The sequence below is a fragment of the Bradyrhizobium sp. USDA 4506 genome, from assembly GCF_054058795.1.
Window position 1 is genome coordinate 6381678 of record NZ_JBSSBM010000002.1, and the last position, 15994, is coordinate 6397671.

General features: G+C 64.4%; 15 protein-coding genes. 11 read left to right on the plus strand and 4 right to left on the minus strand.

Annotated elements, in window-relative coordinates; genetic code table 11:
• Positions 1-43: 43 nt before the first annotated feature.
• Entirely contained in the window at positions 44-1543 is a 1500-nt protein-coding gene (locus ACVIHF_RS32300) for a phosphomannomutase/phosphoglucomutase (protein ID WP_253606247.1), read from the minus strand.
• Positions 1544-1804: 261 nt separating this feature from the next.
• Between ACVIHF_RS32300 and ACVIHF_RS32305 the strand changes: the two genes are divergently transcribed.
• The 3 genes from ACVIHF_RS32305 (at position 1805) to ACVIHF_RS32315 (ending at position 3465) form a co-directional block, all read left to right on the plus strand.
• A complete protein-coding gene (locus ACVIHF_RS32305) occupies positions 1805-2008 on the plus strand; it encodes a hypothetical protein (protein WP_253606245.1) in 204 nt (67 codons plus the stop codon).
• Positions 2009-2244: 236 nt separating this feature from the next.
• On the plus strand, positions 2245-2970 hold the full coding sequence (locus ACVIHF_RS32310; protein ID WP_253606243.1) for a hypothetical protein: 726 nt from the start codon (positions 2245-2247) through the stop codon (positions 2968-2970).
• 9 nt (positions 2971-2979) lie between these two features.
• A complete protein-coding gene (locus tag ACVIHF_RS32315; protein WP_143029463.1) occupies positions 2980-3465 on the plus strand; it encodes a hypothetical protein in 486 nt (161 codons plus the stop codon).
• Positions 3466-3741: 276 nt separating this feature from the next.
• Here ACVIHF_RS32315 and ACVIHF_RS32320 read toward each other — a convergent pair whose 3' ends face one another.
• The 3 genes from ACVIHF_RS32320 to hrpB form a co-directional block, all read right to left on the minus strand.
• Positions 3742-4242 (minus strand): TIGR02281 family clan AA aspartic protease, encoded by a 501-nt coding sequence (locus tag ACVIHF_RS32320; RefSeq protein ID WP_316398627.1) that lies wholly within the window; start codon positions 4240-4242, stop codon positions 3742-3744.
• Between the two features lie 212 nt (positions 4243-4454).
• Positions 4455-5906, minus strand: coding sequence for an NCS1 family nucleobase:cation symporter-1 (locus tag ACVIHF_RS32325; protein WP_057018987.1), 1452 nt, complete (start codon positions 5904-5906; stop codon positions 4455-4457).
• Between the two features lie 219 nt (positions 5907-6125).
• Positions 6126-8594 (minus strand): ATP-dependent helicase HrpB, encoded by a 2469-nt coding sequence (gene hrpB / locus ACVIHF_RS32330; RefSeq protein ID WP_253606239.1) that lies wholly within the window; start codon positions 8592-8594, stop codon positions 6126-6128.
• Between the two features lie 211 nt (positions 8595-8805).
• On the opposite strand from hrpB, the gene ACVIHF_RS32335 reads away from it, so the two are divergent.
• The 8 genes from ACVIHF_RS32335 (at position 8806) to ACVIHF_RS32370 (ending at position 15982) form a co-directional block, all read left to right on the plus strand.
• Positions 8806-9873 carry an acyltransferase family protein gene (locus ACVIHF_RS32335; protein ID WP_456793132.1) on the plus strand — a complete coding sequence of 356 codons (1068 nt, stop codon included), beginning with the start codon at positions 8806-8808 and terminating at the stop codon, positions 9871-9873.
• Positions 9874-10119: 246 nt separating this feature from the next.
• On the plus strand, positions 10120-10731 hold the full coding sequence (locus tag ACVIHF_RS32340; protein ID WP_057018990.1) for a sigma-70 family RNA polymerase sigma factor: 612 nt from the start codon (positions 10120-10122) through the stop codon (positions 10729-10731).
• A 411-nt stretch (positions 10732-11142) separates the two neighbouring features.
• The gene (locus ACVIHF_RS32345) at positions 11143-11898 is read left to right on the plus strand and encodes a cytochrome c biogenesis CcdA family protein (RefSeq protein WP_456794142.1); all 756 of its coding nucleotides are present in this window, start codon (positions 11143-11145) and stop codon (positions 11896-11898) included.
• A 17-nt stretch (positions 11899-11915) separates the two neighbouring features.
• Positions 11916-12494 carry a thioredoxin family protein gene (locus ACVIHF_RS32350; RefSeq protein ID WP_076834906.1) on the plus strand — a complete coding sequence of 193 codons (579 nt, stop codon included), beginning with the start codon at positions 11916-11918 and terminating at the stop codon, positions 12492-12494.
• Positions 12495-12685: 191 nt separating this feature from the next.
• Positions 12686-14092, plus strand: a complete 1407-nt coding sequence (locus ACVIHF_RS32355) for a cytochrome ubiquinol oxidase subunit I (protein ID WP_253606234.1) — start codon at positions 12686-12688, stop codon at positions 14090-14092.
• Positions 14089-15090, plus strand: coding sequence for a cytochrome d ubiquinol oxidase subunit II (gene cydB / locus ACVIHF_RS32360; protein ID WP_057018993.1), 1002 nt, complete (start codon positions 14089-14091; stop codon positions 15088-15090). Before ACVIHF_RS32355 ends, cydB begins: the two co-directional genes overlap by 4 nt.
• Entirely contained in the window at positions 15090-15218 is a 129-nt protein-coding gene (locus tag ACVIHF_RS32365; RefSeq protein ID WP_156436394.1) for a DUF2474 domain-containing protein, read from the plus strand. Before cydB ends, ACVIHF_RS32365 begins: the two co-directional genes overlap by 1 nt.
• A 170-nt stretch (positions 15219-15388) precedes the next feature.
• Entirely contained in the window at positions 15389-15982 is a 594-nt protein-coding gene (locus tag ACVIHF_RS32370; protein ID WP_253606232.1) for a L,D-transpeptidase, read from the plus strand.
• Positions 15983-15994: the final 12 nt, after the last annotated feature.

Sequence of the window (15994 nt, forward strand, 5' to 3'; positions counted from 1 at the left end):
TTGCCGGGTCAAGCCCGGCAATGACGACCCAGGAGCACCCAGCTCAAATCTTCTGATTATACTCGCCGACCTCGGGATGCGTGCGCAGCACGGCATCCATCGCCTCGAACATGTCGTGCATGCGCCGCTCGCTGACCGGGCTTTCCACCACGACCACGAGCTCCGGCTTGTTCGAGGATGCGCGCACCAGGCCCCAGCTGCCGTCCTCGACCGTGACGCGCACGCCATTGACGGTGACGAGGTCGCGGATGTTCTGGCCCGCGACCTTCCCGCCCTGCTGCTGCAACGCCTCGAAGTGCTTCACGACAGCGTCGACGACGCCGTACTTCGCCTCGTCGGCGCAATGCGGCGACATGGTCGGCGACGACCAGGTCTTCGGCAGCGCGTTCTTCAGGTCGGCCATCGACTTGCCGGGGGCGCGGTCGAGCATTTCGCAGATCGCGATCGCCGACACCAGGCCGTCGTCATAACCGCGGCCGAACGGCTTGTTGAAGAAGAAGTGGCCGGACTTCTCGAAGCCGGCGAGCGCGCCCAGTTCATTGGTGCGCCGCTTCATGTAGGAATGGCCGGTCTTCCAGTAGACCGTCTTCGCGCCCTGCTTCTGCAGCACGGGATCGGTCACGAACAGCCCGGTCGACTTCACGTCGACGACGAACTGCGCGTTGGCATTGATCGCCGACATGTCGCGCGCCAGCATGACGCCGACCTTGTCGGCGAAGATCTCCTCGCCGGTGTTGTCGACCACGCCGCAGCGGTCGCCGTCGCCGTCGAAGCCGAGGCCGACATCGGCCTTGTGCGCCAGCACCGCATCGCGGATCGCGTGCAGCATCTCCATGTCTTCCGGATTCGGATTGTATTTCGGGAAGGTATGATCGAGCTCGGTGTCGAGCGGGATCACATCGCAACCGATCGCCTCCAGCACCTGCGGCGCGAACGCGCCCGCGGTGCCGTTGCCGCAGGCCGCGACGACCTTCAGCCTGCGCTTCAGCTTCGGCCGGCTGGTGAGGTCGGCGATGTAGCGCGCCGGATAATTCTCGTGGAATTGATAGGAGCCGCCGGCCTTGTTGTTGAATTCGGCGTTGAGCACGATCTCCTTCAGCCGCGACATCTCGTCCGGACCGAAGGTCAGCGGGCGGTTAGCGCCCATCTTGACGCCGGTCCAGCCATTGTCGTTATGCGAGGCGGTGACCATGGCGACGCAGGGCACGTCGAGATCGAACTGCGCGAAGTAGGCCATCGGCGTCACCGCGAGCCCGATGTCATGCACCTTGCAGCCCGCCGCCATCAGGCCCGAGATCAGCGCGTATTTGATCGAGGCGGAATAGCCGCGGAAATCGTGACCGGCGACGATCTCCTGGCGGACGCCGAGCTCCGCGATCAGCGCGCCGAGCCCCATGCCAAGCGCCTGCACGCCCATCAGGTTGATTTCCTTGTTGAACAGCCAGCGCGCGTCGTACTCGCGAAACCCGGTCGGCTTCACCATCGGCTCGGATTCGAAGGCGTAGGTGTTCGGAACCAGCGCGGGTTTCGGCTTGGGAAACATCAGAAATGGCCTCGTGGAAATGCGGAGGAGCGATGCCGCTGGCTTTAGCGAATGCATCGCCGCAGCGGAAGGCAGGATTGACGGCTTGTGGCCAATAATTAAGGCAGATTTGGCGTCGGCGAAATACTGTCGTCATCCACCCATCCTTGCACGGCGGCGCAACACGCCACGCCGTTGCGCCCTGCGAGCTGCTTGACCGCTAATCGCTCTGACCCAGCATGGTTTCTGCAGGGGCGGCGCTAGGCAAGGACAGGCATTGCCGTGCGGTTGTTATTTCAGCCGCTCCCGGCGCTCTGCAATCTGCGCGTCGAACAATTGACACGTCGGGCAACTCACCGATATATTTCATCGTCGCAACAATTAAGCCCGCACCGGAAAATCCGCTGCGGGCTTTTTGAATTGGACAAGACGCTGTCGGCCAATCCACTGCCGGGCGCGCCGCAATTGGCCACCGCAACGAACTGAGCCGACCTCGCCGACAGGCGGCGGTCCGGCGAACACGATGGACAAGCCGAGCCGGAAGCGACACTTCCGCGCCGCCGCGCAAGCTATCCTTCAAGCACTTGCCTTCAAGCACTTGCCTTCAAGCACTTGCCTTCAAGCACTTGCCTTCAAACACTCAAAGCCAACCCAGCACTCTCCGCGAGGCGCGCCGCACGCGCTCGCCCGAAGATGCCCGCAATATCTGTAGGTGATGATCAATGCCTGATTACTCTCTGGTGCCGGTGGACCATCAGCCGGATTTCGATGACTACTCGCTCGTTCCCGTTGACCACGATCCGTTCGCCGCGGATGGCGTAACTCAACAGGCGCAGATTCAACAGCCGCCGACATCGACTCAACTAACGCGGCCACAGCCGCAAACCCAGCCGCAACAGCCTGCGACAGCAGCCGGTCAGCCCGGCGTCAACGGGCCGGCGACGGGCAACAGCCCCAGCGGATCGGGTGGCGTCGCTGGCATCAAGCGCTTTGGCGGCGCCGAAGGTGGCGACTTTCCGAGCCGCAATGCGGGGATCGGTTTCGAGAGCGCGGAGCGCGCATGGGACGCTGCCCGTAAGGAAATGATAGACCTTGGTGCCCAATATTACCCGGAAGAGACCAAGAGCAGGGGTTTTATCCCGGAACTGGGCGTGGAAATTCATAAGCGCGGCGGACTATATTACTACGATCAGATAGCGCGCGGATTCCAAGACGGAGCGCTGGGCGGTGGTGTGGGGTTTGGCGACAGCGGTGCGGTGGCACGTCGGCACATGCACTGGGATGATCAGCACGAGAGTGATGGAGATCTAGACAATGCGAAGGCTTATTCGCAGAAAACTCCGGATTATCGAGCGTGGGTTGGATCTTGGGATGGGAGCTATTTGTATTGGCTTCACGGCAAGCCAACGGGGTCGAGAATGCCTGATTGGAATCGATACAAATATTGAGTCATGCCGATGAAAATGTTCGTGCTCGCCGGAGCCTTATGCCTTCTGCTCGCCAATTCAACGGTATGCAAGGCAAACTCGGGCCCCTGGTGTAAGCCGGATGTCGTGACTTTGACTTTCAAAAATCAACAAGGCGGGGATCTTGCGAAGATCGAACTTCGCACCCTCAAGGCAGTTTGCGACCGAAACCCGGAAAAGAAAGGGTTTGGGGTAGGCTTGGAACGGTCGATGCGCATTGAACACAATGGGCAATGGATTGATGTGCCGAAAGAGTGTCTATCCGTTTTTCCTTTTGGGGAAGATGAGGTGTCGCTATCGGGTGACGATGCCGGCCTAGGCATAGCTATTATTGGGAAACCGACGGAGAGAGGCGAGCGTTTAAAAGTCTCGATATTCAAACACGGTGATGAAGTCTTTTGCGTTCAGGTCGTGCGCTGCCCGAATGTCGACGACCCGCCCGGCTATATCAGAGAGTGCAGTAGGGATTTACAGTGAGCACGCCGGGAGATCGGCGCGACGCTCTGCGAAAGCGCCTCAGGTCTGACGTTGCCCGCGAACGTCTGGCGCAAATGCCGCGCCGTCGCGAAGATCGACTCGACTACGCTCTCATTCCCAAAATGTGAACAAGCAGCGCACTGAATTCCCTCGCGGCGACTTGTGTGTCCGCCTTCCTCAGTTTCGGCGGAATTTCTGCCGTTCTGAGGAGACGATGCGCATCACGGAGGAAGACATCCAGCGGAAGACTTGGATAGGCTTTGATGCCAATCGGCCTTACTGCTCCAGCAACAATTTGCCGTTGGCATATTCGAAGCGCTTCAGCTTCGACAGGAAGGACAGGCCGAGCAGGTTTTCCGACAGCGCCTCGTCGGGCAGCACCAGGGCGTCGACGTCGCGCACGGTGAGGCCGCCGATCTCGATCATGGCGATGCGGGCGCGCGCGGCCTTGATGGTGCCGTTGGCAGTGGTGACGCGCGAGGTGTAATCGCCCGGCACCGGACGCAGGCCGAAGCGTGCCGCGGACGTTTCGTTCAGGGCTACCACCGAGGCGCCGGTGTCGACCATGAAGTTGATGCGCTGGCCGTCGATCCGGCCGTCGGTCGCGAAATGACCGCGAGGATCGGGCGCAATACTGAGCGTGCGGGCGCTGGCCTGCGCCACCGTGACGGCTGGGGCCATGATCTGCTTTGTGGTGGTCGCGGCGGCGGGCGACATCTTGCTGGCCATCTGAGCCATGAAGGTGCCCAGCCCGATCAGGATGGCCGCGAAAATCATCAGGTTACGCATGACACCATACTCGGAAAACCGAACACGCAATTTCACCACGCCGCCCGCCCCGCCGCGAGCGAGGGCGGCGGCACGAGCCTGCCATTTTGGCGAAAAGGATGAGCGAAGGGTTAATGCGAGCCCCAAGGGGCGGCCGAATGACGTCGGTCGCCCGCGAGGGCCGCAATTTCCGGCCCTCAGGCCGTCTCTCAGGCCGTCTCTCAGGCCGTCCTGGCGACCGGGCTCGGCATCGCAACGCGCAGCGCGTAATAGACCGCGCCCGCGATCCCGACACCGAAGAACCAGCCATAGACCGCCCACCACGCCGGCAGGATCGAGGTGAAGTTCGGCAGCACCGACGAGAACAGCGCGCCGATGCCGGCGGCGATCAGCGCGCTGACGTTCCAGCCGTTCTGAAAGCGATATTCGCCGTTCTCCTGATACAGCGCCGGCACGTTCACACGGCCTTTGGCGATCAGGTAATAGTCGACCATCATGACGCCGAAGATCGGTCCCATCGTCGCGCCGATCAGCCCGACGAACGAGGCGGCGCTGCCCTCCCAGGGCGCGAACGGATACAGCGCCAGCGCGATCAGCGCCGCGATATAGCCGCCCTTCTTGAAGTCGATATGCCGCGGAAACACGTTCGAGAAATCGAACGCCGGCGAGACGAAATTGGCGACGACGTTGATGCCGAGCGTCGCCACCGCGAAGGTGACCGCCGCGAGCAGCGCCAGGAACCAGCTGTCGAACTTCGCCGAAATCTGGTCGGGATGCAGCAGCACCTCGTGATAGACGTTGAACGCCGCGATCGTGGTGACGCCGGCGACCAGCGAGAACAGGATCAGATTGACCGGCAGGCCCCAGATATTGCCCTTGCGCAGCGCGGCTGCATCGGGCGCATAGCGCGAGAAGTCGCAGAAGTTGAGATAGAGGGCGGCGAAATAGGTGATCCAGGTCGCGGCGACGGCGCACAGCGCCGGGAACGAGCCGGGCACGCCGGGTACGCCAGCCTCCTTGGTCTTCTCCAGCAGCACGTCCTGCGGGATCGGCGCGGTGAGCGAGATGCCGCCGGCCGCGATGCACAGATAGATCGCAAGGATCAGCATCATCAACCACACCGCAGGTCCCGCCCAGTCCTGGAAGCGCCGCACCGTTTCCATGCCGCGCTGGATGATCAGGAGCTGCAGCGCCCAGATCACGACGAAGCAGATCACCTCGAGCGTGGAATGGCCGAGCATATGGCTGGACTGGTGGAACGCCTTGAAGCTGTCGATGCGCGTCAGCAGCGCAACGATCGCGCCCGAGGCCGCCGCAGTCTGCGCGCCGTACCAGAAGCAGGCGACGACAGCGCGGACCAGCGCCGGAATGTTGGCGCCCCAGACCCCGAACGAGGCGCGCGCCAGCACCGGATAGGGCACGCCGGTCCTCACGCCGGCATTGCCGATCAGGCTCATCAGCACGAAGATCACCAGCGACCCGACGCCGATCGCGAGGATGAAATTGACGAAGCTGCCGCAGAGCAGGAACAGGCTGGCGGCGAGATAATAGCCCCACAGGCTATGCACGTCCGAGGTCCAGACGTTGAAGATGCTGAAGGCGCCCCAGTTGCGTTCCTTGGCCGGCGCCAGGTCTTCGTTGTACAGCGACGGCGATGCGTTCTTGATCTCCACGGTGACCTCCCCAAACTGCGAGCCCGTGATCCCATCCCAGCGTGCAAATCTAACCACCGTTTGCGGACGCTCGCCAGCGTTACGTCCCGGATGGTGCGGGTCTATGCCCGTCATTGCGAGCGAAGCGAAGCAATCCATCGTGCGGCATGCGCGGAACGATGGATTGCTTCGTCGCTATCGCTCCTCGCAATGACGGCGATGCATGAGATTCGCGACCCGTCACGTGCCGCGCGGTTTCACGCGCCTGGTCGGCATCGCGCTGGCGGGATCTTCCGGCCAGGGATGGCGCGGATAGCGGCCGCGCAGGTCGGAACGCACCGCAGCGTAACTGCCGCGCCAGAAGCCGGGCAGATCGCGCGTCACCTGCACCGGCCGCTGTGCCGGCGACAGCAGTTCCAGCACCAGCGGCACCGCGCCCTTGGCGATCGAGGGATGGGTGTTGAGCCCGAACAGCTCCTGCAGCCGCACCGCGATGGTCGGGCCCTGCTCGGCCTCGTAATCGATCGCGAGCTGCGTTCCGGTCGGCGCCTCGAAATGCGTCGGCGCCTCGCGATCGAGCCGCGCGCGCAATTCCCACGGCAGCAACGCCATCAACGCGTCCGACAGGTCGCCGGCGGACAGGTCCTTCAGCGCGGTCTTGTCGCAGAGCGCCGGCACCAGCCAGTCGTCGGCACGCGCGGCGAGCGCGGTGTCGGACAGATCGGGCCAGCTCTCGTCCTCGGCCTTGCGCAGGAACATGACACGGTCGCGCCATTGCTTGGAGTGCTTCGACCACGGCAACCGGTCGAGCCCGGCCGCGATGAGCCCGTCGGCGAAGACGCGCGCGGTCTCGGCCGAGGGCGACAGCGACATCGGTGCTTCCGACAGCGTGATCGCGTGCAGCGAACGCCGGCGCCGCGCGCGCAGCGCCATCGCGCCGCGGTCGAACGTCACCTCTTCCACGTTCTCGATCTGGTCGGCGAAACGCTGCTCGATCTCCTCCTGGGTGATCGGCGCCGCCAGCAGGATGCGGCCGCTCGCGGCCGTGCCGGTCAGTTCGGCGACCGCGATATAAGGCAGCCGCGCCAGCGCCGCGGTCTGCTCGACGGCGGCACCGCGGCCGTTGGCCAGCACGAAGCTGCCATTGCCGCGGTTCCTGGCGACCCGATCCGGGAATGCGAAGGCCAGCATGACGCCGGTGGAGAGATCCTTCGCTTCGCCGACAGCCGACTTCACCTGCGCGGCCCAGCGCGCCGCCATGCTGCGAGCGCTCGATGCGCGCTGCGAACGGTCGCGGCGGAACTGGTCGAGCCTGACGTCGAGATCGACACTGTCGCCGCCGAGCCCGCGCTCGGTCAGAACCGCGGCGATCTCGGCCGCCTCCTCGCCCATACCGAAGCGGGCGGAATCCACGATCATGCGCGCCAGCCGCGGCGGCAGCGCCAGCGCGCGCAGGCTCTGCCCTTCCTCTGTCATGCGGCCATCACCGTCGAGCGCCCCGAGCTCCGACAGCAGCGATCTGGCTTCCTTCAGCGCCGGTCCCGGCGGTGGATCGAGGAAGGCAAGGCCCGCGGGATCGCTGACGCCCCATTGCGCGAGGTCGAGCACCAGCGAGGACAGATCGGCGGAGAGGATTTCGGGCGCGGTGTAGGCCGGTAGAGACGCGGTCTGCGGCTCGTCCCAGAGCCGGTAGCAGACGCCGGGCTCGATGCGGCCGGCGCGGCCGCGCCGCTGATCCACCGCGGCGCGCGACGCCCGCACAGTCTCGAGCCGCGTCAATGCAATGTCTGGCTCGTAGCGCGGCACCCGCGCGAGGCCGGAATCGACCACAATGCGGACGCCCTCGATGGTCAGCGAGGTCTCGGCGATCGAGGTCGCCAGCACCACCTTGCGGGTGCCCTTCGGCGCCGGCGCGATGGCGCGATCCTGCACGCTGGCATCGAGCGCGGCGAACAGCGGCACGATCTCGACCGCGGCGTCGTGCACGCGCTCGGCCAAAAAAGTCTGGGTGCGGCGGATCTCGGCGGCGCCCGGCAGGAAGGCGAGCACCGAGCCGGCATCGGCGCGCAGCGCGGCCGCGATCGTCTCGGCCATCTGCCGCTCCAGCGGCGCGTCGACCTTGCGGCCGACGTAACGGGTCTCGACCGGAAAGGCGCGCCCCTCACTTTCGACCACCGGCGCGTCGCCGAGCAGTTTTCCGACGCGTGCGCCGTCGAGCGTTGCCGACATCACGAGGATCCGCAGGTCCTCGCGCAGGCCGGTCTGCGCGTCGCGCGCCAGCGCCAGCCCGAGATCGGCATCGAGCGAGCGCTCGTGGAATTCGTCGAACAGCACCGCGGCGACGCCGTTGAGCTCGGGATCGTCGAGGATCTGGCGCGAGAAGATGCCTTCGGTGACGACCTCGATCCGAGTCGCGCGCGACACTTTCGAGCCGAAGCGCACGCGATAGCCGACGGTCTCGCCGGCACGCTCGCCGAGCGTCTTCGCCATCCGCTCCGCGCTGGCGCGCGCGGCGATGCGGCGCGGCTCCAGCACGATGATCTTCTTGCCCCTCGCCCAGGGTGCATCGAGCAACGCCAACGGCACGCGCGTGGTCTTGCCGGCGCCCGGCGGCGCCACCAGCACCGCGGCGTTGTGGCCCTCGAGCGTGCGATCGAGCTCGTCGAGCACGGCGTCGATCGGCAGCGGACTATCGAATTGGCGCGGCAAGGATTCTCATCATCGCAGCGGCGCTCGGGCCGGTGCGTCCCATGGTTAACAAACGGTCTCTTCTCTTGGATTCCACGGCCTCTTAGACCATTCGCCGGCTACGGGAAACCCGCGGAAAGGTCCGGTTTGGTGGCACACCATTTGTATCAATAAAGGAGAAAGCAACCGATCGGGCCGATGATAGGCACGATCACGCCGGAACGAGACAAAGATGACCACGAACGGCACAGCCGCTGCGACAGATCGTTCCGCCCCAGGCGCGAGCGGACGCGTCGACTGGGTCGACTACGCCAAGGGCATCTGCATCATCATGGTCGTGATGATGCATTCGGTGCTGGGGGTCGAGAAGGCCGCCGACCAGACCGGCTTCATGCACTACGTCGTGATGTTCGCGAAGCCGTTCCGGATGCCGGACTTCTTCCTGATCTCGGGCCTGTTCCTGTCGGTCGTGATCGATCGCGACTGGCGCACCTATCTCGACCGCAAGGTGATGCACTTCGCCTATTTCTACGTGCTCTGGGTGACGATCCAGTTCGGCTTCAAGGCGCCGTCGCTGGCCGCCGAGACCGGTTGGGCCCAGGTTGGACTGCAATACCTCGAATCCTTCATCGAGCCGTTCGGCACGCTGTGGTTCATCTATCTGCTGCCGATCTTCTTCGTCGTCACCAAGCTCGCGCGCAACGTCCACCCGCTCGTGATCTGGCTGATCGCAACAGCGCTGGAGACCGCGCATGTCGCGACCGGCTGGACCGTGATCGACGAGTTCTGCTCCCGCTTCGTCTACTTCTACACCGGCTATGTCCTCGCCGATTACGTGTTCGCGCTCTCGGACCGCGCGCGGGCACGGCCTGCGCTTGCCCTGCTCGGGCTTGGGCTCTGGGCGCTGATCAATGGCGGCCTGGTTGCGCTCGAGGTGAGCGAATGGCCGGTCGTCTCGCTGGCACTCGGCTTTGCCGGCGCCTGCGCGATCATCGTGACCGGCACGCTGCTGGCGCGCGCGCACTGGCTTGGCTTCCTGCGCTTCTGCGGCGAGCATTCGATCGTGATCTATCTCGCCTTCTTCCTGCCGATGGCGGCGTCACGCACCCTTCTGCTGCGCTTCGGCGTCATCCACGACATCGGCCTGATCTCGCTGATCGTGACCGCGGTCGGCGTCGCCGGCTCGCTCTTGATCTGGCGGCTGGCGCTGGCGGCGCGGGCCAATTTCCTGTTCGAACGGCCCGATGCGTTCTGGATTGCCCCGAAAAAGGCGGCGCCCTCGCTGCAGGCGGCCGAATAAGCCCCGACAGTGCCAGAAGTCATAACAGCCGGATTCGTTCCGACGGCGGGAATCCGGCCGTTCGAATTTTCCTCGCATTGAAATTATTGGCTTTTTGGTCCCGAATGTTTCGTCGTCGGGCCGGCGACGAAACAATTCTCCCGTTCACGAAACCATTTTCCGCTTTTCGCGCAGACATCCGGAAACGGGCCGTAACTAACAATTCTCCCAACGAACCGCCGCCCAACGGCGAACTGGGAGCCTGTCATGCCGAACGTCATCGCCATCAACTCTGCAGCCACGAAGCATATCGACGCTGCTCGCGCGACCTCGGATGAAACGCTGCTCGCGCGTATCGCCAAGAATAACCGCACCTCGATGCACACGCTCTATTCCCGTCATAACGTCCGGGTTTACCGCTTCGTGCTCCGCATGGTGCGCGACACCACGATGGCCGAGGACCTGGTGAGCCAGGTGTTCCTGGACGTCTGGCGCACCGCGGCCCAATTCGAGGGCCGCTCGCAGGTCTCGACCTGGCTGCTCTCGATCGCCCGCTTCAAGGCGCTGACCGCGCTACGCCAGCGCAAGCATGAGGACATCGACCAGGACGACGTGCTGGAGATCGCCGACGGCGCCGACACGCCGGAAACCTCGCTCGATCGCGCCACCACCAGCGAGATCCTCCGCGCCTGCGTAGCCAAGCTGTCGCCGGCTCACCGCGAGATCATCAATCTGGTCTACTACCATGAGAAGTCGGTCGAGGAGGCCGGGCAGATCATCGGGATCCCGCAGAGCACGGTGAAGACCCGCATGTTCTATGCCCGCAAGCAGCTCGCCGACCTCCTGCGGGGTGCCGGCGTGGATAGCGTCGCCGCATAAAAGACTGCAAATTCAATACCTTAAATGGAAATCACGCGAACCGGGCAATTGTTCACGAAGCCGAAAAATTCAGGCGACGAAACAATTGAAACAATCGACGACATCACCCGGAAAAACGCGACCTCTATACCTATATCCAACGACGCAACCCCAACCCCAATTCACTGAACCGGTTTCGATACTTCTTCGTTCTAACCTCCCAAGTAGCCTCCAACGACCCGGCCGGGATGCCCCCCAGCCGGGTCGCTCTGTATTTGACGCGACGTCGTGAAGCCGAGTGCACCTCGCCTCACACAGACGTGACGCGGCCCGCGACCGGCCCGCCGTAACGGCCAAACCGTCCTCGCGAAGAACATCAGGCGTACCCGGCACGGCCCTCTGGCGCGCCGGGACTCTGATGGACGGATGACGATGCTCAGCCTTGCCCTTGCCCTGCTTGCCGGTGTCGCCACCGTCGCCGCCCCTTGCACCCTGCCGATGCTGCCGATCCTGCTCGGGGTATCGATAGGCCAGACCGGCAAGGCGCGGCCCGCGATGATCGCGCTCGGCTTCGTGATGTCATTCTCTGCGGTGGCATTGCTGCTGAGCGCGATCACGCGCGCCTTCGATTTCGATCCGAACGTGCTGCGGACCGGCGCGGCCGTGCTGCTCGCGGGCTTCGGCCTCCTGATGATCTGGCCGGCGCCGTTCGAATGGCTGTCGATCCGGCTCACCGGCGCTACCAAAGCGTTTTCGGGCGAAGTGGATACCGGTTCGCGTCAAGAAAGCGCGTCTAAACAACAGGGCAGCCTCGGTCATGCCGCGCCGTCGCAAAGCCTGTTCGGCGGCTTCGTGCTCGGCTCTACGCTCGGCCTGGTGTGGACGCCGTGCGCCGGCCCCGTGCTCGGCTCGATCCTGACCATCGTCGCGACCTCGAAGGACACCGCGTGGGCGAGCCTGCAGCTCGTCACCTACGCGATCGGCGCCGCGATCCCGATGCTTGCGATTGCCTATGGCGGACAGGCCGTCACCACGCGCGTGCGCAGCATGGCGCGGATCGCGCCGCGCCTGCAGCAGGGCTTCGGCGTCGTGATCGTCGCATTCGCCGCGCTGTCCTACCTGCAATACGACACGCTGATCGTGGCGTGGCTGACCCAGTTCTATCCCAACGGCCAGATCGGCCTGTAAGCCCAAATGAGATATCGATGTCCCTGCGCTTGATTGCCGTATCCGCTCTGGTTACGGGCCTTGGCCTCGGCGGCGCCGTCATTCCCGGCCTCTGCACCGAGTCAGACGCGCCGGCACAGCCAGTGCCGCGGGCGATCGCCATGACAACCGGACAGAGCCAGACCGCGCCCGAATTCGTCGGCATCAGCAACTGGTTCAATTCGCAGCCGCTCAGGCTCGCCGACCTGCGCGGCAAGGTCGTGCTGGTGGATTTCTGGACCTATGGCTGCGTCAACTGCGTCAACACGCTGCCGCACGTCACCCAGCTCTATTCGAAGTACCGGGATCGCGGCCTCGTCGTGATCGGCGTCCACACGCCGGAATTCCCGTTCGAGCATTCGGCCTCCAACGTGCAGGCGGCGCTGAAGCGGCACGGCATCCTCTATCCGGTGGCGCAGGACAACAATTCGCAGACCTGGAACGCCTACCGCAACCAGTATTGGCCGGCGCAATACGTGATCGACCAGAACGGCAAGATCGTGTTCCAGCACGCCGGCGAGGGACAGTACGACGAGATCGACCGCACCGTCGCGCGGCTGCTCAACGCCAATAGCTAAAGCCTGATGAAAATCAGGTTGAGCTGGAACGGCGTCGAAAGCTCACCTCTCCCCGACGGGGAGAGGTGAACCGGGACCGCGCCAAGCCGATCCAGCCAAAACTCAACCCGCTCTAGTCGGACAATCCGCCCTCTTTGTCGTCACAGCTGACGTGGTAAGGTCCACGCCAGGTCGACGACGGATGGTGCGTAATGTTCGAAGGCTGGGATGCGGTCGTACTCGCCCGCGCGCAATTCGCTTTCACGATGTCGTTCCACATCGTGTTTCCCGCATTCTCGATCGGGCTTGCGAGCTATCTCGCGGTGCTGGAAGCGCTGTGGCTTGCCACCAGGCGCGAGGTCTACATCAACCTGTTCAATTACTGGCTGAAGATCTTCGCGGTCGCGTTCGGCATGGGCGTGGTCTCGGGCATCGTGATGTCCTACCAGTTCGGCACCAACTGGTCGTCCTTTGCCGACAAGACCGGGCCGGTGATCGGCCCGATGATGGCCTATGAGGTGCTGACCGCATTCTTCCTGGAAGCCGGTTTCCTCGGCGTGATGCTGTTCGGGCTCGAGCGCGTCGGCCCCAGGCTGCACTTCGTGGCGACGCTGATGGTCGCGATCGGCACGCTGATCTCGGCGTTCTGGATTCTGTCGGCCAATTCCTGGATGCAGACACCGACCGGCCACGCCGTCAACGCCGACGGCCAGTTCGTCGCCGCCGACTGGCTCAAGGTGATCTTCAATCCGTCGTTCCCCTATCGCCTCGTGCACATGGTGCTGGCGGCGTACCTCACCACCTCGCTCGTGGTCGGCGCGGTCGGTGCCTGGCATCTGCTGCGCGACCAGCATCTGGCGGGAGCGCGCGTGATGTTCTCGATGGCGATGTGGATGGCCACCCTGGTGGCGCCGATCCAGATCCTCGCCGGCGACCAGCACGGCCTCAACACGCTGGAGCACCAGCCCGCCAAGGTGATGGCGATGGAAGGCCATTACCAGAGCCACAAGGACGGCGCGCCGCTGATCCTGTTCGGCTGGCCCGACCAGCGTGAGGCGAAGGTGAAGTATGCGATCGAGGTGCCGAAACTGTCGTCGCTGATCCTGAAGCATTCGCTCGACGCGCCGCTGGCCGGCCTCGACACCGTGCCGCGCGAGAACTGGCCGCCGGTGCCGATCACCTTCTGGTCGTTCCGCATCATGGTCGGCCTCGGCTTCCTGATCATGGGGCTCGGCCTGCTCAGCCTTTTGATGCGCTGGCGGGGGATGATGTACCAGTCGCCGCTGCTGCATCGCTTCGCCGTGCTGATGGGCCCCGCCGGCTTCATCGCGGTGCTCGCGGGCTGGATCACCACGGAGACCGGGCGGCAACCGTTCACGGTCTACGGGCTGCTGCGGACCGCCGATTCGGCGTCGCCGCTGGCAGCGCCCGCGGTGGGCTCGTCGTTGATCGCCTTCATCATCGTCTATTTCGCCGTGTTCACCGCGGGCGTGATCTACATCCTGCGGCTGATGGCGCAGCCGCCGCATCCCGGCGAGCAGGGCCCGACGAAGGATCTTCCGGCCCGCGCGGCCGGCATCACGCCGGCGGCGGGCGCAGCCGTGGAGGGCGCGCGATGATCGATCTCGCCACGATCTGGGCCTTCATCATCGCCTTTGCCGTGTTCGTCTATGTCGTGATGGACGGCTTCGATCTCGGCCTCGGCATCCTGTTCCCACTGTTTCCGCAAAAGACCGACCGCGACGTCATCATGAACACGGTGGCGCCGGTGTGGGACGGCAACGAGACCTGGCTGGTGCTCGGCGGCGGCGGCATGATGGCGGCGTTTCCGCTGGCCTATGCGGTGCTGATGCCGGCGCTCTACACGCCGATGATCGCGATGCTGCTCGGCCTCGTGTTCCGCGGCGTCGCCTTCGAATTCCGCTGGCGGACCCAGAAGGCGCGCAACAAATGGGATATCGCTTTCGCCGGCGGCTCGCTGCTTGCGACACTGGCGCAGGGGATCGCGCTCGGCGCCATCCTGCAGGGCATCCATGTCGAGGGCCGCCAGTACGCCGGCGGCTGGTGGGATTGGCTGACGCCGTTCAGCGTCCTGACCGGCGTCGCGCTGGTGATCGGCTACGCGCTGCTCGGCGCGACCTGGCTGGTGATGAAGACCGAGGGCGAGCTGCGCGACCGCGCCTATCATCTGAGCTGGATGTTGTTGGTCGCGATGCTGGGCGCAATCGGCGCCGTCAGCATCGCGACGCCTTTCCTCAGCGTGCAGTACACCCAGCGCTGGTTCGCCTGGCCCAACATCATCCTCACCGCGCCGGTGCCGATCGCGGTCGCCGCCGTCACCGCACTGCTGCTGCGCGCGCTGAGCAACAAGAACGACCACCAGCCGTTCTTCCTGACGCTCGGGCTGTTCGCGCTGTCCTATGCCGGACTCGGCATCAGCATGTATCCGTACATCGTGCCGCAGAGCATCACGATCTGGCAGGCGGCGGCACCGACCAACAGCCAGGTCTTCATGCTGGTCGGCGTCTCGATCCTGGTGCCGCTGATCCTCGGCTACACCGCCTGGGCCTATTGGGTGTTCCGCGGCAAGGTGCGCCCCGGCCACGGATACCACTGATGCCCGAGGGCTCGAATCAGCGGCCGCTCGGCCAGCGCCTGCTGTGGTTCGCAGCGCTGTGGCTCGGCGGCGTCGGCACCGTGGCGCTGATCTCGTTCGCCTTGCGACTCTGGATCGCGCCGAAATGAGGCGGCCCGCGCAACGTGCCGCGACAATCAATGACAAAAAACAGAAGCATTACAGGGATATACCTGTGATGCCGCCCTAAGCTTGCCATCAAGCTGCCGCTGAGATTTGATGCTGCCTGATTTGCGGGTGGAGCAACCATTTGGCCGCGTGCCAACAAGGAGAGCTTTCAATGACGAAGTTTCGTCACCTGGTCTGGATGTTGATCGCGACGGGCGCGCTCGTGCTGTCGACGTCGCAGGGCTTCGCCCAGAACCGCCCGGACGCCGACGAGCCCGGCCTTGTTGCTGACGACGGCTACGAGCTCGACCCGGAATGGCAGAAGCAGGTCGTGTATTACCGGTCCAATGAGGCGCCGGGCACCATCATCGTCGCGACGGCCGAACGTCACCTTTATTTGGTGCAGGGCAATGGCCGCGCGCTCCGCTACGGTATCGGCGTCGGCCGCGAAGGCTTTCAATGGCAGGGCCTGGTGAGCATCACCCGCAAGGCCGAGTGGCCGGACTGGGTGCCGCCGCCGGAAATGATCGCGCGCCAGCCCTATCTGCCGCGCTTCATGGCGGGCGGCCCGGGCAATCCGCTCGGCGCACGCGCGATGTATCTCGGCACCACGGTCTACCGCATCCATGGCACCAACCGGCCCGACACCATCGGCACCGCCGTTTCCTCCGGCTGCTTCCGCCTGGTCAACAACGACGTCGCCGATCTCTACAACCGCGTTCCGGTCGGCACCAAGGTGATCATCCGGCAGAAGCCCGAACTCTGAGCTCTACCCGCC

Bases quoted from the DNA above. Each gene is read 5' to 3' on its own strand.
- ACVIHF_RS32365 (WP_156436394.1), top strand. From the start codon at position 15,090: ATGCCCGAGGGCTCGAATCAGCGGCCGCTCGGCCAGCGCCTGCTGTGG.
- ACVIHF_RS32310 (WP_253606243.1), top strand. From the start codon at position 2,245: ATGCCTGATTACTCTCTGGTGCCGGTGGACCATCAGCCGGATTTCGAT.
- cydB (WP_057018993.1), top strand. From the start codon at position 14,089: ATGATCGATCTCGCCACGATCTGGGCCTTCATCATCGCCTTTGCCGTG.
- ACVIHF_RS32335 (WP_456793132.1), top strand. From the start codon at position 8,806: ATGACCACGAACGGCACAGCCGCTGCGACAGATCGTTCCGCCCCAGGC.
- ACVIHF_RS32315 (WP_143029463.1), top strand. From the start codon at position 2,980: ATGAAAATGTTCGTGCTCGCCGGAGCCTTATGCCTTCTGCTCGCCAAT.
- ACVIHF_RS32320 (WP_316398627.1), bottom strand. From the start codon at position 4,242: ATGATTTTCGCGGCCATCCTGATCGGGCTGGGCACCTTCATGGCTCAG.
- ACVIHF_RS32370 (WP_253606232.1), top strand. From the start codon at position 15,389: ATGACGAAGTTTCGTCACCTGGTCTGGATGTTGATCGCGACGGGCGCG.
- ACVIHF_RS32340 (WP_057018990.1), top strand. From the start codon at position 10,120: ATGCCGAACGTCATCGCCATCAACTCTGCAGCCACGAAGCATATCGAC.
- ACVIHF_RS32300 (WP_253606247.1), bottom strand. From the start codon at position 1,543: ATGTTTCCCAAGCCGAAACCCGCGCTGGTTCCGAACACCTACGCCTTC.
- ACVIHF_RS32345 (WP_456794142.1), top strand. From the start codon at position 11,143: ATGCTCAGCCTTGCCCTTGCCCTGCTTGCCGGTGTCGCCACCGTCGCC.
- ACVIHF_RS32355 (WP_253606234.1), top strand. From the start codon at position 12,686: ATGTTCGAAGGCTGGGATGCGGTCGTACTCGCCCGCGCGCAATTCGCT.
- ACVIHF_RS32350 (WP_076834906.1), top strand. From the start codon at position 11,916: ATGTCCCTGCGCTTGATTGCCGTATCCGCTCTGGTTACGGGCCTTGGC.